At 44.2% G+C, this 21,585-nt stretch carries 17 protein-coding genes and 4 pseudogenes; 4 read left to right on the forward strand and 17 right to left on the reverse strand.

Annotated features, from left to right (window positions below; translation table 11 throughout):
- Positions 1-194: 194 nt before the first annotated feature.
- Positions 195-644, reverse strand: a pseudogene (locus AACX68_RS00295) (DNA polymerase II); the annotation flags it as partial.
- Positions 645-736: 92 nt separating this feature from the next.
- Here AACX68_RS00295 and AACX68_RS00300 point away from each other — a divergent pair.
- Positions 737-905 (forward strand): annotated as a pseudogene (locus AACX68_RS00300) (IS5/IS1182 family transposase); the annotation flags it as partial.
- 27 nt (positions 906-932) lie between these two features.
- Here the strand turns inward: AACX68_RS00300 and AACX68_RS00305 are convergent.
- Positions 933-2,176 (reverse strand): annotated as a pseudogene (locus AACX68_RS00305) (IS4 family transposase).
- A gap of 341 nt (positions 2,177-2,517) precedes the next feature.
- Between AACX68_RS00305 and AACX68_RS00310 the strand changes: the two are divergent.
- A pseudogene (locus tag AACX68_RS00310) lies at positions 2,518-2,742 on the forward strand (IS110 family transposase); the annotation flags it as partial.
- Here AACX68_RS00310 and AACX68_RS00315 read toward each other — a convergent pair.
- Both AACX68_RS00315 and nlpE read right to left on the reverse strand, forming a co-directional pair.
- Complete coding sequence (locus tag AACX68_RS00315) at positions 2,637-2,906, reverse strand: hypothetical protein (RefSeq protein ID WP_228857728.1); 270 nt, start codon at positions 2,904-2,906, stop codon at positions 2,637-2,639. The pseudogene AACX68_RS00310 and the gene AACX68_RS00315 sit on opposite strands and share 106 nt — an antisense overlap.
- A gap of 126 nt (positions 2,907-3,032) precedes the next feature.
- On the reverse strand, positions 3,033-3,719 hold the full coding sequence (nlpE, locus tag AACX68_RS00320) for an envelope stress response activation lipoprotein NlpE (RefSeq protein ID WP_228857729.1): 687 nt from the start codon (positions 3,717-3,719) through the stop codon (positions 3,033-3,035).
- 316 nt (positions 3,720-4,035) lie between these two features.
- Between nlpE and rof the strand changes: the two genes are divergently transcribed.
- Entirely contained in the window at positions 4,036-4,302 is a 267-nt protein-coding gene (gene rof, locus AACX68_RS00325; RefSeq protein ID WP_099120178.1) for a Rho-binding antiterminator, read from the forward strand.
- A gap of 111 nt (positions 4,303-4,413) precedes the next feature.
- Here rof and AACX68_RS00330 read toward each other — a convergent pair whose 3' ends face one another.
- The 3 genes from AACX68_RS00330 to AACX68_RS00340 form a co-directional block, all read right to left on the reverse strand.
- Positions 4,414-4,884 carry a hypothetical protein gene (locus AACX68_RS00330; RefSeq protein WP_228857730.1) on the reverse strand — a complete coding sequence of 157 codons (471 nt, stop codon included), beginning with the start codon at positions 4,882-4,884 and terminating at the stop codon, positions 4,414-4,416.
- An 825-nt stretch (positions 4,885-5,709) separates the two neighbouring features.
- The gene (gene tilS / locus AACX68_RS00335) at positions 5,710-7,071 is read right to left on the reverse strand and encodes a tRNA lysidine(34) synthetase TilS (RefSeq protein ID WP_228857731.1); all 1,362 of its coding nucleotides are present in this window, start codon (positions 7,069-7,071) and stop codon (positions 5,710-5,712) included.
- 31 nt (positions 7,072-7,102) lie between these two features.
- Positions 7,103-8,020 carry a DMT family transporter gene (locus tag AACX68_RS00340; RefSeq protein WP_228857732.1) on the reverse strand — a complete coding sequence of 306 codons (918 nt, stop codon included), beginning with the start codon at positions 8,018-8,020 and terminating at the stop codon, positions 7,103-7,105.
- Positions 8,021-8,171: 151 nt separating this feature from the next.
- Between AACX68_RS00340 and AACX68_RS00345 the strand changes: the two genes are divergently transcribed.
- On the forward strand, positions 8,172-8,321 hold the full coding sequence (locus AACX68_RS00345; protein WP_228857733.1) for a hypothetical protein: 150 nt from the start codon (positions 8,172-8,174) through the stop codon (positions 8,319-8,321).
- A gap of 13 nt (positions 8,322-8,334) precedes the next feature.
- On the opposite strand, the gene accA is transcribed toward AACX68_RS00345, so the two are convergent.
- The 10 genes from accA to rseP form a co-directional block, all read right to left on the reverse strand.
- Positions 8,335-9,294 carry an acetyl-CoA carboxylase carboxyl transferase subunit alpha gene (gene accA, locus AACX68_RS00350; protein WP_228857734.1) on the reverse strand — a complete coding sequence of 320 codons (960 nt, stop codon included), beginning with the start codon at positions 9,292-9,294 and terminating at the stop codon, positions 8,335-8,337.
- A gap of 12 nt (positions 9,295-9,306) precedes the next feature.
- Positions 9,307-12,789, reverse strand: coding sequence for a DNA polymerase III subunit alpha (gene dnaE, locus AACX68_RS00355; protein ID WP_228857735.1), 3,483 nt, complete (start codon positions 12,787-12,789; stop codon positions 9,307-9,309).
- A gap of 28 nt (positions 12,790-12,817) precedes the next feature.
- A complete protein-coding gene (gene rnhB, locus AACX68_RS00360; RefSeq protein WP_228857736.1) occupies positions 12,818-13,408 on the reverse strand; it encodes a ribonuclease HII in 591 nt (196 codons plus the stop codon).
- Positions 13,408-14,592 (reverse strand): lipid-A-disaccharide synthase, encoded by a 1,185-nt coding sequence (gene lpxB, locus AACX68_RS00365; RefSeq protein ID WP_370630261.1) that lies wholly within the window; start codon positions 14,590-14,592, stop codon positions 13,408-13,410. The genes rnhB and lpxB overlap by 1 nt, the downstream gene beginning before the upstream one ends.
- A 144-nt stretch (positions 14,593-14,736) precedes the next feature.
- Positions 14,737-15,534 carry an acyl-ACP--UDP-N-acetylglucosamine O-acyltransferase gene (gene lpxA, locus AACX68_RS00370; RefSeq protein WP_099124347.1) on the reverse strand — a complete coding sequence of 266 codons (798 nt, stop codon included), beginning with the start codon at positions 15,532-15,534 and terminating at the stop codon, positions 14,737-14,739.
- Between the two features lie 3 nt (positions 15,535-15,537).
- Positions 15,538-15,990: a 3-hydroxyacyl-ACP dehydratase FabZ gene (gene fabZ / locus AACX68_RS00375; RefSeq protein ID WP_099108905.1), complete on the reverse strand. Its 453-nt coding sequence runs from the start codon at positions 15,988-15,990 to the stop codon at positions 15,538-15,540.
- Positions 15,991-16,152: 162 nt separating this feature from the next.
- On the reverse strand, positions 16,153-17,181 hold the full coding sequence (gene lpxD / locus AACX68_RS00380; RefSeq protein ID WP_228857738.1) for a UDP-3-O-(3-hydroxymyristoyl)glucosamine N-acyltransferase: 1,029 nt from the start codon (positions 17,179-17,181) through the stop codon (positions 16,153-16,155).
- A 4-nt stretch (positions 17,182-17,185) separates the two neighbouring features.
- The gene (gene skp / locus AACX68_RS00385) at positions 17,186-17,683 is read right to left on the reverse strand and encodes a molecular chaperone Skp (RefSeq protein ID WP_099120168.1); all 498 of its coding nucleotides are present in this window, start codon (positions 17,681-17,683) and stop codon (positions 17,186-17,188) included.
- A 98-nt stretch (positions 17,684-17,781) separates the two neighbouring features.
- The gene (gene bamA / locus AACX68_RS00390; protein WP_228857739.1) at positions 17,782-20,190 is read right to left on the reverse strand and encodes an outer membrane protein assembly factor BamA; all 2,409 of its coding nucleotides are present in this window, start codon (positions 20,188-20,190) and stop codon (positions 17,782-17,784) included.
- Between the two features lie 33 nt (positions 20,191-20,223).
- Positions 20,224-21,576: a sigma E protease regulator RseP gene (gene rseP, locus AACX68_RS00395; RefSeq protein WP_228857740.1), complete on the reverse strand. Its 1,353-nt coding sequence runs from the start codon at positions 21,574-21,576 to the stop codon at positions 20,224-20,226.
- Between the last annotated feature and the right edge of the window lie 9 nt (positions 21,577-21,585).

The raw sequence follows: 21,585 nt of genomic DNA on the forward strand, positions 1-21,585 counted from the left end.
CTGTTAGATAATGTTATTTATGGTTGCAGGGTGGCTGCTTTTGTTGGATATCGATCATCATTGGTTATCGATAGGATTCGTCTTTATGACTAGTTTTCATGACTAGTTCTGTGACACTTTTCGGGAGTAATTTCCCTTTAAAGGGGCGTTATGTTAATTGAAGCTGAGCAAGTCGTCACCTGCAAAAATATCAATTAATCGAAAGTAAGGTTCATTTGCCCTGTCAGCAGGGTGGTAAAATCATCCTGAAGAAACGGCAGAATGGCATCTGCAATCGGCATAATCTGCTTACTGATATAGTGTTCATAGTCCGGTGGAGAGGTCAGATTTTCCAGCGGCTCAGGCCCGGACTGGGTGATAATGTAACTAATCCAGCCACCGCTCTGATACTGTAGCGGGCGGTTCTTCTGCTTGTTGTACTCATCCGCCAGACGAGCAGCCCTGACATGGGGAGGAACATTGCGCTGATAATCCGTGAGATTACGCCGCAGCCGTTTTCGGTAAACCAGACGATTATCAAATTCACCGGCGAGCGTACTGGCGACATAGTTACGTATATAATCCTGATAAGGCTTCTTATAAAAAATAAGGGAATACAGCTCCTGCTGAAATGCCTGCGCCAGCGGAGTCCAGTCACTTCTTACCACTACAGGCTTTCAGAAATTATATCGAGGAATAAGAGGTAACAATGATTATTCCCTACCGAAAAAATAACCGAAAGCCGGATAAAAAGATGGATAAGGGTTTATATCATTATCGTCATTTAGTCGAAAATTTGTTTGCCAGAATCAAACATTATAGTGCAATCGCAACAAGATATGGTAAATTTGCACGAAATTACGCCAGCACATTGGCACTGGCATTTGTCATTTGTCATTATCTGGTTACCCATGTGGGTGGAATAAATGATGAATACAAAATGTCAACACGCCCTAACGAAACTGTATATACAGGATCTTAAGAATTAAGCCTGTCAAAAAACGCGTCCAACATCTTTTTTTACATGATTTTCTTTGTAGTGTTTTGAACGCGTTCTGGCATAAGTACGCTTGGGCTTTTTTCAGCCCAAAATAGGTTCCGACCACGCCCTTTGGAGCAGGTTTTCGATGATGAGCCACAGCCAGACTACCGTATTTTGGGCTGCTTTGAGCAACCGAGCCAGCAAACTCAGCCAAATGAGGCCCGTGGCTAATGTCTCTTTCCTCGTGGCAAATCCCTGCCAGTTTGTGTGTGATTTTAACTCTTTGAACAGCAGCTCTACTTGCCAGCGGCAACGATAAATATCCATGATATTATTGGCCGTAAACTCCTCCACGGACAAGTTGGTCAACCAGAGGCAAAAGCGTTTTTCTTCGGCAAACCAGCGACGAATTAAGCGAAATTCATAGCCATTACGTCGACAAATCAGATCCAGCACTTCGGAACGGTTGGTTCGGCGAGTGATGGATTTCAGTGGCTTATTAAGCAGTTTGGGCAATAATTTCCCCTGACCATTGCGGGCCATCAGTATCTGAGGATTAAGGGATTGACTCCCCCTGACGATAAACGAACCGCCGGAATGTGACACTTGTTCAAAATACTCAAAGTCGACATAACCGGCATCGACCAATAATAATTGGTCACATAACAGCACCGTCGCAGGCAGGTAAGACCGCTCAGAGGCAGTATCTGCGGTCACGGTCATCTTTACCGGTGACTGGGTCAGCAGGGACATTGTCATGTGACATTCCACCACGGCCCCCGTTGCTCTGAAGCGATAGGGAAAAACATCGGCCAGAGCCGAATGGACTTTAAACGAACTCCCGTCTTGTAGAACAACCTGTTTAAATTTCATGAGTTTTTGGGGGGAAGAGACCTGTTTCTCTACCCATTGCGCCATAGCAAATTTGACCAATATTTTGACAAATTCAACAAAAGCCGCTTTACGGAGCTGGTTATAGAAGGGGCGATAACTGACTTGTTGCTTTTTATCAGGGCACAGGCCATTAAATTTTTGGTGTAACTGGGCAATCGATGTGATTTTACCCGTGCTCAGTGCAGCGATAAGGCTGAGGATCAACACGTGGGGTTCGATATTTCTGATGCGTTTCATAAACCCACATTGGAAGGCAATATGTTGCAAAGCAATGTCACTGAAGAATTGCATTAGCTGGTGTTTTATAGCGATAATCGTCACAGGCTTCATCCGTGGTTTTGATATGAGTTTGGTGACGATTATCAGATCATAAATGAAGCCTTTTTTCTATCTAAAATAAACAGTTATTGCTTAAGATCCTGTATATGAAAGCGGTCTGAGCTATAATTACCTTTACTACAACTTGCCCGGAATCAGCCAGCAAAGGTATGGCAGAATGATGTAAACTTTGCCGATAGGGTAGGTGGATGTTCCGTTTGGGTCAGAAAGTGAAAAATCTATAGAGGAATTGCTTTCTTCCTACTCCACTGAGCTGCTCCAACTACCCTTTAAGATTTATTACCGATGTTTTTTCAATCTGTATATTTATATAGTAGAAGAGAGGGAAAAATACCCTGTTGGGTATCAGTAAGCGAGGAAATAAAAATCTGCGACGCCTGTCAGTGCTATGTGCAAGAGTGTTCATGCAACAATCAGGAAAACTGGCTGATTGGGTGAAAGTTCAGCTGGAGAAGAAACATTCTAACGTTGTAGCTTGTGCTCTTGCCAATAAATTAGCGCGAATAGCCTGGGTAATAACGACACGAAATACGGTGTTCGAACGATAACGTAAGTAAAAATACTCAGCGACTCTAACAAAGTTACCTATCCAGTTTTGCGAAGACTGATTATTGATGACATGAACGGCTAGTCGGCCTGATGAATAACCTGATACAAAAAATGGCTCATTGAAGCTGGGCGGTTTTTTAGGAACATCAGGCGCGGAACTCATCGAGGTGCAGGCATCCTTGCCCATTGAGACGCCGGATAGATTTAAGCAAGCTCACCATACATCAAAATCAGAAACAGGCTCGGGGTGCCATAGATTTTTGTATGTCAGAATGTTTTCTATCACTTCTTACTTTTTAGTCTGGCAGGAAGTTGACTTATCAAAGTGGATTTTACCTGTCTGAATTAGCGCGTTATCAAACAATCCATCCTCCATTGAAGGGCGAAGCGTATAATATCCCTCTACTTCAACATAAACAGGTTTGCCACCTTCAACGCCTGTTGCGCTGTAACCCCGCTCCAGATCGATATTTTCCGATGCATCGTAGAGTTTCCCTGTACGACACTCCGTAAACGTCGCACTATCCGCAAAATAGATATATTCTCCGGCCAGTTTTTGAGGTGTGACTTTTGTCAGCTCATAATTCAATTTGGACTGAATTGGCTCACCATTTATATCCAGCATAACCAGATTTTCTCCCTTCATCTGGTAATACGCTTTTTTACCCTCTTCTCCACTGGTCAGGTTTATTTTTTTACCGTTGACGTTCCAATGGCCTGTATCAAAAAAAGGCTCTTCTTGCCCCGATTTTAGATAAGTTTGTTCCAGAATATAGGAACCATCTTTCGCAAGTTGTAAGGTAGTTTCAATACCTGCACAATCAGCACAAGGTATCACGCCTTTAAACACTTTCTCGTTGATTGTAAATTTATTTGGGGATGTCGAGTCAACCTGATGTGCAGGAGGATTAGTCTGACATCCAACCGCAGTCAGTACACCCGATGCGACCAAAGCAAGCAATATGTTCTTATTCATCATTTTCATCCAATAAATGCAGCAGAAAGTCCAGTTTTAACATGAGTTACACATAAGACATGAACAGCTTTGACATTACTTTACCGTATCTCAAAATACACAGTGCAAAACCCGCTAATATGACGTAATTTTGTTGCCTAATGATAAGGTTAGGCATTAACCTACTGGCTTTTTCAATGTAACTCAACAAACTTATATAGTCACAGTCATCAGGAAAAACTTACTGTGCTATAGTCGTAGGTAGCATTTTTTTGCATCTGAGTTTGGTCAATCGCGGGCGGCACGATAACCGCCACTAACATAGTGGTGAGCGAATATGTCTATAGATACTGAATATCAACCCATTAACTGTGATGATTATGAAAGCCTTGAGCTAGCTTGCCAACACCAGCTTCATTTACACGTTCAGCTGCGTGGTGGTGAGATTTTTGAAGGAAAAGCGACTAAATTGATTCTGAGAAAAAAAGTCGAATATATTCTCATAGAATCAAATGAAGAAACCCGTGAGTTAAGATTGGATCACATTATCAGTTTCAGTAATCCAGAAATTGGCACGATTGTTGTTGAGCATTCTTCATTGTAAACAGCGTGTTTAACACGTTTACTACACAACAAAGGATTATTAAATAACAAAAAGTCCTCATTTAATTTGAGGACTTTTGTCATTGTGAAGTAAACTTTTTCATTGTTATCGTTATGGAAACCAAATTTGCACTGAATTGAATTGAGGCCCTCTATTTGCACCTGTCCCCCATTCATTACACCGAGATCCATAATCGTCGTCCAAGAGCGCAACCATCTGCCCACTAGCCTGAGCAGCCAGAAGAGTTGCATAGGCATTTCTCCCACTATCATTATCAGTTCTTAAATTGCTATATTCCCAATATATTTTTGACTTACCACCACTCCAGCTCCCCGTTGGTGACAACCATACTGCCCATTCATTCCATTGATTAGCATTTGACCATAAACCAACCACATAACCACGTCCGCACTCTAGCATAAAATTGACTCCTGGTCTCTTGGCGAAACTGGAGTCAGCTGATTTATTAACAGAATAAGATTTTTCAGCAAGTATAGCTTTCTTTTTCCCATCTACTGCATTAGTTGAACATGAGCAAATCATCACAGTAAATATTAATATCAACCAGTTATATTTTTTCATAATTAATTCCTACTTTTACAAAAAACAATAATCATCGAAGATGAATTTGCTATTTTATAATATTATAAAAATATTATTTTTATTTATAATTTGGAGTTTAAAACTCAATAAAAAATAAACTTACTGGGCATTACCCAAAACACATTTACATGCACCACCAATAACTGTCGATATTCCAATACCGCTAAAAATCCCTAATCACATATTGTTTTTGTTAAGACATACTATCCCTCTTGCTACAGAACCTATCTGAGAAAAGTAATCAGTTATCTCATTTATTAATTTTTCATAATCAGAAGCAACACAGCTTCCGCAATATACTCCCCAGCCAGATGCACTGTTCTCATCTCCATTCCCCCTAACTCTTTGAGGTAACAGAACTCTCCAATATAAAACTCTGAATATCAAAATCCGCATCATAAAGAATATTATTTTAAAATAATATCGATACTATTTAGTCAATTATCCTTTTACCCAGCTTTACATCATGTGTTATTTTTAAATTAATTTAAATCTTGTATTAAAATATTAATAACCCAACTTCACTGATTCATATTTAAATCCGATTTTTAATTTTAATTAACTACTTTCCACTCTGACAACACCACCTCTTTTAAATTTAAAACCTACTTTTGCATCAGGAATGAGCTTATATTTTAAAATTTAGTACACTTTTGTATATTTTCAACATTAAATTATTTCAAATATACACATTACCCAAGATAAATTGATTCAGTATATTGAATTTACTTAATAAAAAAGATTACACCATTTCTGATGTAATCTCTTAAAACCTTACTCCACCAAACTACAACGATTGAGTCACTAAGTAGCAGACACAGTTTTCTGCCACAAAACGGAAAATTGCCGATCATCCGCCAGACATTGCCCCTCTTTCGTTACAAAAACATTCAGGGCTGCAATAAGTTTGTCATCATAATAGAGTAACGGTGTCCTTTCCCTGAGCCAGGGAGCAATACCAAACTCCTGCCATAATTTTTTGCTATGGCGGGAATGTTGCCGCCCTACAATGCTGATATTTGCCTGAATGCCAAAGCGGATCGTAACCCGTTCATCATTCCTCGGTGACCTGATATTAACTGCCGCTTCCTTATATTCAGAAAGAAAAAGTACTCCCAACCCATCAGGTAATTGCAGTTCTTGCTTTGTATTCCATTGAATAACAATACCAGAAAGCGACTGATACTGAGGAACCAGCCATAAATGCTGACGATAACGACGGATATCAAGCTGGCCTAATCTGAAACTCGGCTCCGCATCCTGCCGGGAAAGAGCCACTTCTGACCAGATATGCTGAATTTGTTCACGCGACGGCATTTTCACTCCGTGCCGACTGAGCCATCGACGCAATAGTGCATTACGTTTCGCCTCAGAAAATGTCTCCAGTGGCAGAATAGACATTGATCCTTCCGGGGTTATCAGTGCATTTAACGATTCCTCAAGCAACTCATCCAGCAATTGCTCCTGCTCACCACATAAATCTGCACTACGGGAAACCGCCTGCGAAAAGTGTGGCCAACGCCGATTGAGTAACGGCATGATATTCAAACGCAGGAAATTGCGATCATAACGATCATCCTGATTGCTATCATCTTCAACCCATTTTAGCTTGTGTTCCTGCGCGTAGAGTTCTAATTCTGCCCGACTGATATTCAGCAATGGGCGTATTAATGTCGTCTCAGCAAACGACATAGCAGCAGGCATGGAAGACAACCCAGCCGGGCCACTTCCCCGCTTTAATGCCAGCAAAAATGTTTCAGCCTGATCGTCAAGATGCTGTGCTGTTAACAGAATTTCCCCTTGCTGCAGTTCATGTTTAAAAGCCTGATAACGGGCATCACGGGCGGCGGCTTCAATACCTTTTTTACGGCTATCTAAACTCACTTTTTCGACACAAAAATCAACCCGCCAATCTGCACAAATCTGACGACAGTGAGCAACCCATTCATCTGCTTTTGCATTTAAACCATGATGAATATGAATTGCCCTTAATGTGAATGCGTTATGTTTATCAATGCATGATTGCGAAGCTTGTTGACGTAGGCGAGCCAGTAAATGCAACAGGACGGTGGAATCTAATCCACCGCTAAACCCGACTAAAAATTTTTTATGTGCCCCTATCTGATCAGCTAATTTCAGCATCAGAGGCTCATAGATATTATTCATTGTGGATAAACTCTTTTTTCAGACCGAAAAATCAGTCCTCAATTAAATCGTCCGGCAGTTTATTTTGTGTATCAGCTTTATTTTTTGCACTGATGCAAAGTATCCCGGATATGATCACAAGCACTAATCCTACTACGTAGGCCGGAACAAACTCATCACCAAAGAACAAAATCAGCCACATCATCGACAATATCGGTGATAAAAATAATATTGAAGCTATTTTAGGCGAGTCCGGGCTGCTCATGGCCTTGAACCAGATAATATAGGATATTCCATTTAATATGATGCCATTCAGCACTGTTGGCATCAGTGAATCTCCCATAGGCCAGCTGAATTTGCTGAATGCCAATAAGAAGATAAGAGAAACGACAGTTGAGTTTATGAATACCCAAAACGTACTGATATAAGGATCAATGGCAAATTGTTTTGATAAAACAGACAACAGAGCAAAACAGAATGCTCCGCTAAAGACCAGAAGCAGGGCTTGCGGATGCTGCACGGAAATTTCGGTAATATTCCCCTGAGTAAAGGTAATCACAACTGCGATGAAGCCAATCGCCATGCCTATCATCTGCTTAATAGACAATTTTTCTTTAAACAGGAAAAACGATAACCCGATTATCATCAACGGCCAGCTATATTGAATAACTAAAACAGCAACACCGTTTTCGATGGAATAACCATAATACAGCAGCAGATAAAAAAAACAGTCTAGAGCACCTAATATGAACACTTTAATCATGACAGGGAAAGGAACAAATATAAGATCCTTCCAGTTTCTTCCCATCATCACTGCAACCAAAAAAACCGCCAGCACAGACAGTACATTTGACCAGAATAAAAATTGAAAATGATCCATCTCTTTCTGACCGAAGCGCGATATAGAAGGGATAAAGCTCCAGATAAACACACAGGAAAACGCATAAATAATATATTTATATTTGGCCATAGCAAAACCCGGTTTGTTATTTTTTAAGTGCTGCAATAGATATAGTTTTACTGATTTTTTCCCATACTCAATAAAACAGGTGGAAATAATGGAGAATTATTATTCTCCAATACTTCCACCTGCAACAAAATGGTCAGCAGATATATATCCAATGGGTTTCAAGTGGCATCACGGCGAACAAGGAACGAATTTGCTCAGCCAAAGGCTACGTCTGGTGAAAGGCCGAAGCCTTTCATTAATCTCCGGAAGCATAGATAACTATGCGACCGGAGTGAGTACAACCAACAAAGAGGCAACTTGAAAGACAAAGGATATTAGCAGTAACCGTACTGCATCAGACGCTCATAACGGCGGTTAACCAACTCTTCACTGTTCAGTTCGCTCAGCTCAGCAAGGTCTGCCAACAATTGGGTTTTCAGTGATTCTGCCATCATATCGTAGTTGCGATGTGCCCCCCCCAATGGTTCAGGGATTACGGTATCGATCAGGTTCAGTTCTTTCAGGCGGGGAGCGGTATTTCCCATCGCTTCTGCTGCCAGAGGCGCTTTTTCTGCGCTTTTCCACAAGATAGACGCACAACCTTCCGGAGAAATGGTAGAAAAAGTACTGTATTGCAACATATTCACTTTATCACCGACACTCAGTGCCAGAGCACCACCAGAACCACCTTCACCAATCACAGTACAAATAACCGGCACAGACAGACGGGACATTTCACGCAGGTTACGGGCAATGGCTTCCGACTGACCTCGTTCCTCAGCACCCACTCCGGGGTATGCGCCCGGGGTATCAATAAAAGTAATAATCGGCAGTTTGAAGCGCTCAGCCATTTCCATCAGGCGCAAAGCCTTGCGATAACCTTCCGGTGATGGCATACCAAAGTTACGACGGATTTTTTCTTTTGTTTCACGGCCTTTCTGATGCCCGATAACCATGACCGGACGGCCTTCAATACGTGCCAGACCACCGACGATAGCCTTATCATCTGCATAGGCACGATCACCCGCCAGCTCTTCAAAGTCAGTGAAAATGCGCTGAATATAATCCAGCGTATAGGGACGGAGAGGATGACGTGCCAGTTGAGAAACCTGCCACGCTCCCAAATCAGAGAATATTTTGCGAGTCAGTTCGACACTTTTTTCCCGCAGACGCTGGACTTCTTCGTCCAGATTGATATCTAGCTTTTCATCTTGACGGCTAACCGCAGTGAGCGAATCGATTTTCGCTTCCAACTCAGCAATCGGCTGTTCAAAATCCAGAAAATTCAGACTCATAACGTTCCTATTTTAGTCAAATTCTAATTCTACCTGCTCGCTACCCAGCAGAGTTCGCAGATCTGTCAAAAGGGTATCCGTTGGAGTTACCCGCCATGTTGCCCCGAATCGTAAACGGGCACGGGCATCTACCCGCTGGTAATAAAGATGAACCGGTATCGTGCCTGAACGATGTGGCTCCAGTGCACCACGGAGACGGTTCAATAATTGCTCATCAATTTGCCTGTCTGATAACGAGATAGCAAGCCCACGTGCAAATTTTTCACGCGCCTCACTGATATCCATTAATTCTCGCGCTGTCATTTTAAGCCCACCGCTGAAGTCATCAAAGCTGACTTGTCCGGTTGCGATTAAAATTTTGTCCTGCTCTAACAAATGTTGATATCTTTCCAGGGCATCGGAGAACAACATAATTTCCAGCCGTCCTGAACGATCATCCAATGTGCAGATACCAATTCGATTACCTCGTTTAGTCGTCACAATTTTGGATGCCAGTACCAAACCTACCACAGTGGTTACCTGACCACGGGGTGTTGGGTTCACATCCTTTAGACGTAACCCATTCGTATATCGTTCAATTTCTTTTAAATAACCGGTGATCGGGTGGCCTGTCAGATATAATCCCAGCGTCTCGCGCTCACCATCCAATACCACTTGATCCGGCCATTTAGGTGTACTGGCATATGAGCGTTCAATCTGTTCAGGCTCCTCAGCCAGTACCCCGAACATATCAGCCTGCCCAGTGGCCTCTGCCTTAGCATGTTGATCTGCCGCTTTCAGAGCATCTTCCAGCGAAGACATCAAAGCAGCACGATGTGGCCCCAGCCTGTCGAATGACCCTGACATAATCAGCTTCTCCATCACACGACGGTTCAGCTTTTTAGTATCAACACGGGCACACAGATCGAACAGTTCTTTAAAATGCCCGCCTTTCTGGCGTGCTTCGATAATGGCTTCAATCGGCCCTTCACCGACGCCTTTGATTGCGCCAATACCATAAACAATTTCGCCTTCATCATTGACGTGGAAATGGTATAACCCGCTATTGATATCCGGTGGCAGGACTTTCAGCCCCATGCGCCAGCACTCATCCACCAGACCAACAACTTTCTCTGTATTATCCATATCCGCTGTCATTACCGCAGCCATAAATTCTGCCGGATAATGCGCTTTTAACCATAATGTCTGGTAAGAAACCAGCGCGTAAGCAGCAGAGTGAGATTTATTGAAGCCATAACCTGCGAATTTCTCCACCAAATCGAAGATCTTCATCGCAAGTTCGCCATCAACTCCCTGACTTATAGCCCCTTCTTCAAAGACTGAACGCTGCTTAGCCATCTCCTCCGGTTTTTTCTTACCCATCGCACGACGAAGCATATCTGCTCCGCCAAGCGTATAACCTGCAAGAACCTGTGCAATCTGCATGACCTGTTCCTGATACAGGATGATGCCATAAGTTGGTTCCAGTACAGGTTTCAGCGTTTCATGCTGCCATTCAACATCCGGATACGAAATCTCTTCCCGCCCGTGTTTACGGTCGATAAAGTTATCCACCATTCCCGATTGCAAAGGCCCCGGCCGGAACAAGGCCACCAGTGCGATCATATCTTCAAAACAGTCAGGACGCAGACGCTTGATCAAATCCTTCATGCCACGGGATTCAAGCTGGAATACAGCGGTCGTTTCGGAGCGTTGCAGCATATCGAAACTTTTCTGATCATCCAGTGGAATGGCGGCAATATCTATCGGTTCCAGATTTTTCCCGACACGGCGGGCATTGACCATTTCAAGTGCCCAGTTGATGATGGTCAGGGTTCTCAGGCCAAGAAAGTCAAACTTCACCAGCCCGGCGTATTCCACATCGTTTTTATCGAACTGAGTAACCGGGTTCAATCCTTCCGGATCGCAATATATAGGAGCAAAGTCAGTGATCTTAGTCGGAGCGATAACTACTCCACCAGCATGTTTACCCGCGTTACGAGTAACACCTTCCAGTTTCCGCGCCATATCTATCAGCGCTTTAACTTCTTCATCCGCATCGTAAATTTCAGGTAGCTGAGGCTCTGCGGCAAACGCCTTTTCCAGTGTCATTCCCGGATCAGGAGGAACCAGCTTAGATATCCGGTCAACAAAGCCATAAGGATGTCCGAGCACGCGACCAACATCACGAATTACCGCTTTTGCGGCCATCGTACCAAAGGTAATGATCTGCGATACCGCATCGCGCCCGTACATATCCGCAACATGGTCAATCACCTGATCACGTTTTTCCATGCAGAAATCGACGTCAAAGTCAGGCATGGAGACACGTTCAGGGTTCAGGAAACGTTCGAACAGTAAGTCAAACTCCAGTGGGTCTAGATCAGTGATTTTCAGCGCATAAGCGACAAGAGAACCTGCACCGGAGCCACGTCCCGGACCTACCGGCACGCCGTTATCCTTCGACCACTGGATAAACTCCATCACGATCAGGAAGTAACCGGGAAAACCCATCTGGTTGATAACTTTTAACTCAATATCCAGACGTTCATCATATTCCAGACGCTTTTCGGCCCTGACTGCCGGATCCGGATAGAGGAACTCCAGACGCTCTTCTAAGCCCTGTTTTGATTTTTCGACCAGATAGTCTTCAGTACTCATATCCCCTGTCGGGAATTTAGGCAGAAAATATTCTCCCAGCCGGATCGTGACATTACAACGTTTTGCAATTTCTACGCTATTTGCTAATGCCTCAGGGATGTCTGAAAAAAGCTCACACATCTCCTGCTCACTGCGCAGATATTGCTGTGGGCTGTAATTTTTCGGGCGTTTAGGATCGGAAAGTGTATAACCGTCATGAATAGCAACGCGAATTTCATGGGCGTCAAAATCACCGCTTTCCAGAAAGCAGACATCATTGGTCGCCACAACCGGCAGGTTTTTTTCTGCTGCCAGTTCAACCGCAGCGTGCAGGTAAGATTCTTCATCCTGACGCCCGGTGCGAATAAGTTCCAGATAGTAACTATCCGGGAAATGTTCCTGATAAAAATCCAGACACTGGTCGACTAATACGCGGTTACCACGCAGCAAAAACTTGCCGACATCCCCCATGCGTCCGCCTGACAGCAATATCAACCCCGCCTTGTGTTTAGCCAGCCATTCTTGTCTGATAGTCGGGCCGATCGCGCCATAGCCTTTCTGATAAGCTTCAGAAATCAGTAAAGTCAGGTTTTGATAACCTTCATTATTACGGGCCAGAACGGTCAGATGAGCATACTCATCACCCAACTGTTCGCTTTCCATATAGAAATCGGCCCCAATGATGGGTTTGACTCCTGAACTATGGGCAGTGCCATAAAATTTAACAAGGCCACACAGATTGGTAAAATCAGTGATTGCAAAAGCAGGCATCCCCAATCCGGCGACTTTTTTTATCAGTGGGCCGGTTTTGGCTAAGCCATCAATCATTGAATAATCGCTGTGAACACGTAAGTGTACGAAACGTGGTTCTGTCATAGTCTGTCCAGATACTTATTCCAGATTTTTATCCAATAGCCAGCGCGCGTTTAACTGGCGCAAAACTTTTACGATGGTGTTCCGTCGCACCCAGCAGAGACAACTTCTCCAAATGCAGGGCGGTAGGATAACCTTTATGCTTTGCAAAACCATACTCAGGGAAATGTTTATCCAGCTCGGCCATTTCTCTGTCCCGCGTCACTTTAGCCAGAATGGAAGCGGCACTGATCTCTGCAACCAGACTATCTCCCTTAACGACTGCCTGCGCTGACATTGACAATACCGGGCAACGGTTTCCGTCAATCAGGACATAATCCGGCTGAATTGCTAAGCCTTCAACAGCCCGCTGCATTGCAAGCATGGTGGCATGGAGAATATTGATACGGTCAATCTCTTCCGGCTCAGCACGCCCAAGGCTCCAGCACAACGCTTTTTCTGTAATCTCCAGATAAAGAGCCTCGCGACGTTTTTCTGTCAGTTTTTTCGAATCCATCAAGCCAGTAATCGGTCTGGCCGGATCAAGAATAACTGCCGCAGTCACCACGGCCCCTACCAGCGGGCCACGCCCGACTTCATCAACACCGGCAATCAGATTCGCCTGCGGATAAACAAAATTCATTATTTTCTCGCTAATTCCAGTACCGCTTGTGCCGCCTGTTCATCAGCATCACAGCGAATACTTTCATGCAAATGCAGGAAGGTTTCTTTCAACGCTTCCACCTCAACACCACCACGCAACAACGGCAATAATGCCGCCGACAGTGCCTGAGGCTCACATTCATCCTGTAGTAACTCTTTGACTAATTCTTTCCCTGCCAGCAAATTAGGCAGGGAAACATAGGGGGTTTTTACCAGACGTTTTGCCAGCCAGAATGTAAAAGGCTTCATTCTATAACCTACCACCATCGGGCATTTAGCCAGCATACATTCCAGTGCTGCCGTACCGGATGCCAATAAGGTTGCATCACTGGCAATCATAGCTGCACGAGCCTGACCATCTAATATGTGAATGGATAAATCCGGTGCAACTTCATTTTTGATGCGCAGGAACTGCTCACGCCGTTTGGCATTTACCAATGGAACCAATACATGCAGATCAGGAAGTTCATTCCTGAGTAACTGCACGGTTCTCAAAAAGTCGGCGCTGAGCATTTCTACTTCAGCGTGGCGGCTGCCCGGCAGGATAGCCAGACAATGGGCATTTGCCGGAATATCTAAACCTTTTCTGGCGGCTATTTTGTCTGTTTGCAACGGCATGGCATCAGCCATTGTATGCCCAATAAACTGGCATGGCACATTAAACCGATCATAAAACGCTTTTTCAAAGGGTAGAAATGCCAGTACCAGATCTGTTGCGCGGCCGATTTTAAACACCCGCTTCTGGCGCCATGCCCATACCGATGGGCTGACATAATGAATCGTCCGGATCCCCTGCTGTTTCAGGCGGCCTTCTAAAGTGATGTTGAAATCTGGTGCATCAATGCCAACAAAAACATCCGGCTTCAACTCTGTAAAGCGAGTTGTTAAATCTTTGCGGATTTTCAGTAAACGCGGCAAACGCCCCAGAACTTCAACGATCCCCATGACCGCCAGTTCTTCCATCTCATACCAGGCTTCACAACCTTCGGCCTGCATAAGAGGACCTGCGACACCCACAAAGCGGGCATCAGGAATTTTAGCTTTCAATGCACGGATCAGCCCCGCTCCCAGGATATCACCGGAAGTTTCTCCGGCGACTAAGCCAATTGTCAGTGGGCGCTGATGGTTAGCAGAAGAAATGGTAGTCAAAGGAACACCCTTTATCTATACCCGTCGTCTTTCAAATTGCCTCTTTGTTGGCTGCACTCGCTCACCCCAGTCACCGTTTTTATAAACATACGGTTATCTATGCTCTTGGGGATGAACTCCCTTGCCGCCTAGATGCAACTCGAAATCCATAGGGTATACTTAGCGAATAATGCCGCGACTGGATTTTGCTGAATTCGCCAGAAAATCACTGAATAATTTCACGTGTGGGTTGTTTTCGGCCTGAGTTTCGATCTCGTTTCTGGCTTCTTCCAACGTTTTTCCACTGCGATAAAGTGCTTTATAAGCATTACGGATAGCGTGCAGAGACTCTTTATCAAACCCGCGACGTTTCAGGCCTTCAATATTCAAACCGAAAGGCGTGGCGTGATTGCCCTGCGCAATAACATAGGGAGGTATATCCTGAGCAACACCGGAACAACCGCCGACCATAACATGGGAGCCAATCTGGCAGAACTGATGAACAGCCGTCATACCACCGATGATCACGTAATCACCTAAAATGACATGCCCGCCCAAAGTACCATTATTGGCAATGATGCAGCGATCACCCACAATACAATCATGGGCAATGTGAGCATTAATCATCAGCAAGTTATCACTGCCGACTTTAGTTAATCCACCACCCTGAACAGTACCACGGTGAATGGATACACTTTCGCGAATACGGTTACGATCCCCGATCTCAACACGAGTCGGCTCACCCTGATATTTGAGATCCTGATTGACCTCACCAATTGAAGCAAATTGATAAATTTGGTTGTCTCGACCAATTTTGGTTATCCCGTTGATCACAACGTGGGATTTCAATTCAGTCCCTTCACCAATTTCTACTTGCGAACCGATATAACAAAATGGGCCAATACGAACATTGGCACCAATAACAGCTCCTTCTTCAATAATTGAAGAAGGATGAATAACAGCGGTCTGATCAATCATGCATTAAGCCTCACGGCGGCGGGCACACATCATTTCAGCTTCGCAAGCCACTTCTCCATCGACTTTCGCTACACCTCTGAAACGCGCAACACCACGGCGTTCTTTAATAAACTCTACTTCCATAATCATTTGATCACCTGGCAGAACCGGACGCTTAAAACGTGCGCCATCAATAGCTGCAAAGTAATACAATTCTCCTGGCTCCAGCGTACCAACAGTTTTGAATGCCAGAATGCCTGTCGCCTGAGCCATTGCTTCAAGGATCAGAACGCCGGGGAAAATAGGTTTACCCGGGAAATGCCCCTGAAAAAATGGTTCATTAACCGTTACATTTTTAACTGCTCGCAGAAATTTGCCTTTTTCGAAATCCAGAACTCGATCTACCAGTAAAAATGGGTAGCGATGTGGCAGTAATTTCAAAATTTCTTCAATTTGCAGAGTATGATTATCACTCATCTAAATACTCTTCCTGTCTATATCCAATCGTAGTATTAAAAAATATGCACTAAAACTAATGCAGTATAAAAAAAGCACTAATGACACGGCCTGCGTTAACCCCGGTGGAGTTATCTGACAGGCCGTAAAAATAAAAACTTAACCAACAAAATGTTTGTATGATTACTTGTTGTCACCTTCAAGCTTGCGTTCAACAGATTTCAACCGCTTATTCATTTCGTTGATATTCATTACCAAAGCAGCCGTCTTACGCCAGACTTTGTTCTGTTGTAGCGGGATACCCGATGAGTATACACCAGGTTCAGTGATTGGGCGCATTACCATGCTCATGCCAGTCACAGTTACTTTATCACAGATTTCCATATGTCCGTTGATAACACTGGCCCCACCAATCATACAATAACGGCCGACTTTCAGGCTGCCTGCCATAATAACGCCACCCGCTATTGCCGTGTTATCACCAATGATAACGTTGTGAGCAATCTGGCACTGATTATCAATGATAACACCATTACCGATAATAGTGTTATCCAGAGCACCACGATCGATAGTCGTACAGGCGCCTATTTCAACGCGATCACCAATAATGACAGTGCCTAACTGCGGGATTTTAATCCAGTTACCGCGATCATTTGCATAGCCAAAACCATCAGAGCCTATCACAGCACCTGACTGAATGAGGCACTGCTCACCCATTTCGACGTTATGGTAGACCGAAACATTGGCCCAAAGACGGCTTCCTGTACCAATGCGGGTATTTTTACCAACAAAACAGCCAGCACCAATGATGACATTATCACCAAGTACAACACCAGATTCGATGACAGTATTTGCTCCGATTGCAACATTTCTTCCCAATGTCGCTTCTGGTGAAATCACTGCTGACGAGTGGATATCCTGCGCTGGCTGTGGCGTTATATCCATAATTTGCGCCATACGCGCATAAGCCAGATAAGGGTTATCAACCACCAGTGCAGCAACTTTACAATGAGGAAGATCGGCTTCGCTCAACACAATTGCCGCAGCCTGACACTCTGCAAGTTTCTCGGTATAACGGCTATCTGATAAAAATGTAATTTGTTCGCTGTTTGCTGAATACATAGGAGCAATACCAGTGATGACGATATCGCCATCACCATGTAATTGCGCATTCAACTGCTGAGCAAGATCAGCCAATCGAATTGAAACCATTTAATTATTTAACCTGCTTCATAACGTCTGAGGTAATATCTTTACCGGATGCAGCATATACTACGGTACTTGCATCAAGAACAAGGTCATAACCTTCTTTACCTGCAACAACCTTCACTGCATCCTGAATGCGGTTGACGAGCTTATTGCGCTCTTCCATCTGACGGCGACGGCTATCGTTGTCAAGAGACTGTGCTTTCTTCGCAAACTCATCACGTTTAGCCATTACGTCTTTTTCCAGTTTTTCGCGGTCGCTCGCTTTCATTGTTGAGCCATCACGCTGCAATTTCTGGATGTTAGACTGCAAATCAGATTCCATACGTTGTAAATCGGAAACGCGACCTTTGAATTCATTTTCCAATTGTTTTGCAACAGCCTCATGAGCAGGCAATTGTTGGAAAATTTCAGCAATATTCACAACAGCGATTTTGTCCGCTGCCTGAACACCGGCAGAAAACGCTAATGCAATACCAAGGCTTACTGCACACAGTACTTTCTTCACTATAAACTCCTTTGACCTACGCCATTTTACACGTTGGGATATTTATAATCGCCTTATCTAATAAATAAGGCGATTTCCTACCAATAACGATTGGTTTTTTACCAGGTTCCACCGATGTTGAACTGGAATTGCTCTGTTCTATCCCCTTTGTAATCTTTGACTGGCTTCGCATAAGAGAAAGATAGAGGCCCCAATGGTGATAACCATTGCAGTGCGATACCAGTAGAAACACGTATTCTATTAGGTTTACCGTAATCAGGTAAATCAGGGTAATTTACCCCATCGTAACTGTTGCTCCAGCTGGTATCCCATACTGTTCCCGCATCTACAAACAGAGACGTTCGTACAGAATTAGCATATTTTGCATCCAGGAACGGGGTTGGCGTAATCAGCTCGAAGTTAGCAACTGCTATCGCATTACCACCCACGGCATCCTGGAATGAACCTCTTGAGTTAACCTTAGGCTGGCCTCCCGGGCCTTTTTCAAGGTAAACCGCTTTTGGCCCAATGTTGTTAGGACGGAAACCACGGACGCTATTGGAGCCACCGGCATAAAAGTTCTCATAAAATGGCAGCTCTTTGCCACCAATGCCACCACCATAACCCAATCGGGTACGTCCCATCATGACCCATGTGCGATCATCATCAATAGGGTAGTAACCGGAAGAGTTCAGCGTAACTTTATAGAACTGGTTATCAGAGCCAGGCACCGTGACTTTTGTATCCAAACCGGCTTTAACACCTGATGTCGGGAAGAAAGCACGGTCAAGGTTGTTATAGCTCCAGCCCACTGTCATTGTTACGTCATTTGCATCAAACCTGATTTTATCCGTGAAATCCGGCTTTTTATGCATTTTCTCCATATAGCGCCACATCGCTAACTGAGGACGTATGTTAGACAATGAGTTATGAACGTAACCTAACCGGAAATATAATGAGTTATTTTCATTCAGAGGAACGCCAAGAGAGCCATCTGTACCGTATGATTTATTGGTGTAATTAGAAAGCGAGGCATCATCCGCACGGAAATCACTATAGAATATCCGCCCGCCTAAACTGACCCCGTCAACAGTGAAGTAAGGGTTAGTAAACGATAAGTCAGCCGATGTTGAATAGTCATTCTTACTGGCACTGATCCCAACCGCATTACCTGTACCCAGCCAGTTATCCTGCTGAACGCCGACCTGAAAACTCATGCCACTTTCAGTGCCGTAGCCAACGGAAAAGTTCATGCTGCCTGTGTTACGTTCTTTAACTTTATAAATGACGTCAACTTGATCCGGGCTACCCGGCACACGTTCGGTGGCAACATCAACAGTTTCAAAATAACCCAGACGATTAAGGCGTTCTTTGCCATATTCAACTAAGTCACTACCCAGCCACGCCCCTTCCATCTGGCGCATTTCGCGACGCAATACTGAATCTTTACTGGTGGTATTACCAGAAAAACGAATATTACGTACATAAAAACGGTTACCGGCATCCACATTGATATGCAACTTCACCGTCTTGTCGGCATCATTGATTTCAGGTTGTGTCATGACACGAGGATAAGCATAACCATAACGGCCAAGAAGCTGTTTGATTGCTGTTTCTATGTGGGTAACTTCTGTTCCGTTATACAGTGAACCCGGCTTAATAGTAGTCAGTTTTGTTATTTGAGCCTGATACCCTGCCAGATTACCACTAACATCAACACCTGAGATTTTATATTGATCCCCTTCAGTGACGTTGATAGTAATATAAATCCCTTTTTTATCAGGCGTCAGATTCACCTGAGTCGAATCAATATTAAACCGCGCATAGCCTCTATCAAGGTAGAAACTACGCAATTTCTCAAGGTCACCTTCTAATTTCTGCTTCTGATATTTCTGATCAGCCGTCAGATTCCACCACGGAACATCATCTCTGAGTTGGAAACTATCGAGTAATTCACTCGTTGAGAAATCTTTATTGCCAACAATGTTAATTTGCTGAATTTTGGCAGAGACACCCTCAGAAAAAACAAGTTTCAAGTCAACTCGATTACGGGGAAGGGGTGTAACAACAGCCTTCACTGTAGCGTTGTATTTACCGACGCTATAGTAAAAATCTTCCAGACCCTTTTCGATATTCGATAGCATGGTGCGGTCAAGGGCTTCACCAACACGAACGCGCGATGCTTCAAGATTACTCTTGAGCATGTCATCTTTCACGGCCTTGTTACCGGAGAAAGTAATACTGGCGATGGTTGGCCGTTCTTTTACCTGAACAACCAGTGAATTACCATCACGCAAGACACGAACATCTTCAAAGTTTCCAGTCGCGAACAGGGCATGAATCATACGACTGATATCTTCATCGCTGACTGTATCACCTACGCGAACTGGCATATTCAATAATGCTGCACCAACGGTGACACGTTGAAGACCCTCAAAATGAATGTCCTGAACTACGAATCCGTCTGAACCGTATGCAGTGGCGCTGCCGAACAGCAGCGACGCTATGAGCAACTTTTTCATCGCCATCGTTGTTATGCGTTTTCCTAACTGGTCCCCCACCTAAAAGCGGGAGAAATCATTGAAAAGTGCAAGCCCCATTAATAACACCAGCAATATAGCACCAATGCGATAACTGAAGTCTTGTACACGCTCGGAAACTGGCCCCCCCTTGATCTTCTCGATAGCAAGGAAAAGCAAGTGTCCACCATCTAGTACAGGTAACGGGAACAAGTTTATGATCCCAAGATTGACGCTGATTAACGCCAAAAACATCAAATAATACACCAAGCCAGAATCCGCTGACACACCAGCACCCTTGGCTATAGAAATAGGGCCACTCAAATTATCAAGTTTCACATCCCCGACGATCAATTTGCCAATCATATTCACGGTCAGCTTGATCAATTGCCAGGTTTTCTCTCCAGCTTCATAAACCGAATAGAAAGGCCCATACTGCTGAACTGTTCTGTATTCATCAGCCAATGGAATGATTTTCAATTCAACTCCGGCAAAACCCTCTTCGCGCCCATCGGAAAGTTTCTTAGCCTCAGGTATCAATGACAGAGTGATCATACTGCCGGCTCTTGCAACATCAAGTTTCAGGGGAAGATTCGGATTCTTCCTGATGTAAGATGCAAAAGAGTGCCAAATATCTACGTTCTGGCCATCGACTTTAACGATCCTGTCCCCGCTTTGTAAACCCGCTTTTTCCGCCGCTGAGCCGGGATAAATTTTCTCTATCTGAGAACTAGGGTACGGAATAACGGGCATAATGCCTAAAGACAGCAGGATGTCCTGCCGGGACGGATCAAAAGCCCAGTGCCGTAAATCCAGAGTCTTTTGAATGGATTCCGAAGAATCCTCCGGAGCCACATCCAGCGACACAGAAGATTCTCCGACTTTACTTATCAAAGCGAGCCTTACTGAATTCCAGTCAGGAGTTTCGATACCATCAACGGCTTTTAGTTCCATTCCGGGCAAAATATTTGCCTGAGCCGCAATCGAATCAGGCTTAACATCCAGGATCACTGAACGAACGGAAGGTACGCCGATCACAAAAACCAGCCAGTAAGCAACAATAGCCAGAATAAAGTTTGCGATTGGCCCGGCACTGATAACTGCCGCTCGCTGTCCTATGGTTTTATTATTGAACGCCATATGACGGCGCTCAGGGGCGACGGTCTCAACTCTTTCATCGAGCATTTTGACATAGCCACCCAAAGGTATAAGGGCAATAACGAATTCAGTTCCCTGTTTATCTGTACGACGCCAAAGCGCTTTACCAAACCCGATAGAAAAACGCTCAACGTAAATACCACACCGTCTGGCCACCCAAAAGTGACCAAATTCATGCACTGTAACAAGCACTCCCAATGCAACAATAAATGCAGCCAGATTCCAGAGAATATCCATTAATGTACC

The sequence above is a fragment of the Xenorhabdus sp. PB61.4 genome (assembly GCF_963894935.1).
In the GTDB taxonomy this organism is placed as follows: Bacteria; Pseudomonadota; Gammaproteobacteria; order Enterobacterales; family Enterobacteriaceae; genus Xenorhabdus; species Xenorhabdus stockiae.

Bases quoted from the DNA above. Each gene is read 5' to 3' on its own strand.
- AACX68_RS00315 (WP_228857728.1), bottom strand. From the start codon at position 2,906: ATGAGTTCCGCGCCTGATGTTCCTAAAAAACCGCCCAGCTTCAATGAG.
- nlpE (WP_228857729.1), bottom strand. From the start codon at position 3,719: ATGAATAAGAACATATTGCTTGCTTTGGTCGCATCGGGTGTACTGACT.
- rof (WP_099120178.1), top strand. From the start codon at position 4,036: ATGTCTATAGATACTGAATATCAACCCATTAACTGTGATGATTATGAA.
- AACX68_RS00330 (WP_228857730.1), bottom strand. From the start codon at position 4,884: ATGAAAAAATATAACTGGTTGATATTAATATTTACTGTGATGATTTGC.
- tilS (WP_228857731.1), bottom strand. From the start codon at position 7,071: ATGAATAATATCTATGAGCCTCTGATGCTGAAATTAGCTGATCAGATA.
- AACX68_RS00340 (WP_228857732.1), bottom strand. From the start codon at position 8,020: ATGGCCAAATATAAATATATTATTTATGCGTTTTCCTGTGTGTTTATC.
- AACX68_RS00345 (WP_228857733.1), top strand. From the start codon at position 8,172: ATGGGTTTCAAGTGGCATCACGGCGAACAAGGAACGAATTTGCTCAGC.
- accA (WP_228857734.1), bottom strand. From the start codon at position 9,294: ATGAGTCTGAATTTTCTGGATTTTGAACAGCCGATTGCTGAGTTGGAA.
- dnaE (WP_228857735.1), bottom strand. From the start codon at position 12,789: ATGACAGAACCACGTTTCGTACACTTACGTGTTCACAGCGATTATTCA.
- rnhB (WP_228857736.1), bottom strand. From the start codon at position 13,408: ATGAATTTTGTTTATCCGCAGGCGAATCTGATTGCCGGTGTTGATGAA.
- lpxA (WP_099124347.1), bottom strand. From the start codon at position 15,534: ATGATTGATCAGACCGCTGTTATTCATCCTTCTTCAATTATTGAAGAA.
- fabZ (WP_099108905.1), bottom strand. From the start codon at position 15,990: ATGAGTGATAATCATACTCTGCAAATTGAAGAAATTTTGAAATTACTG.
- lpxD (WP_228857738.1), bottom strand. From the start codon at position 17,181: ATGGTTTCAATTCGATTGGCTGATCTTGCTCAGCAGTTGAATGCGCAA.
- bamA (WP_228857739.1), bottom strand. From the start codon at position 20,190: ATGGCGATGAAAAAGTTGCTCATAGCGTCGCTGCTGTTCGGCAGCGCC.
- rseP (WP_228857740.1), bottom strand. From the start codon at position 21,576: ATGGATATTCTCTGGAATCTGGCTGCATTTATTGTTGCATTGGGAGTG.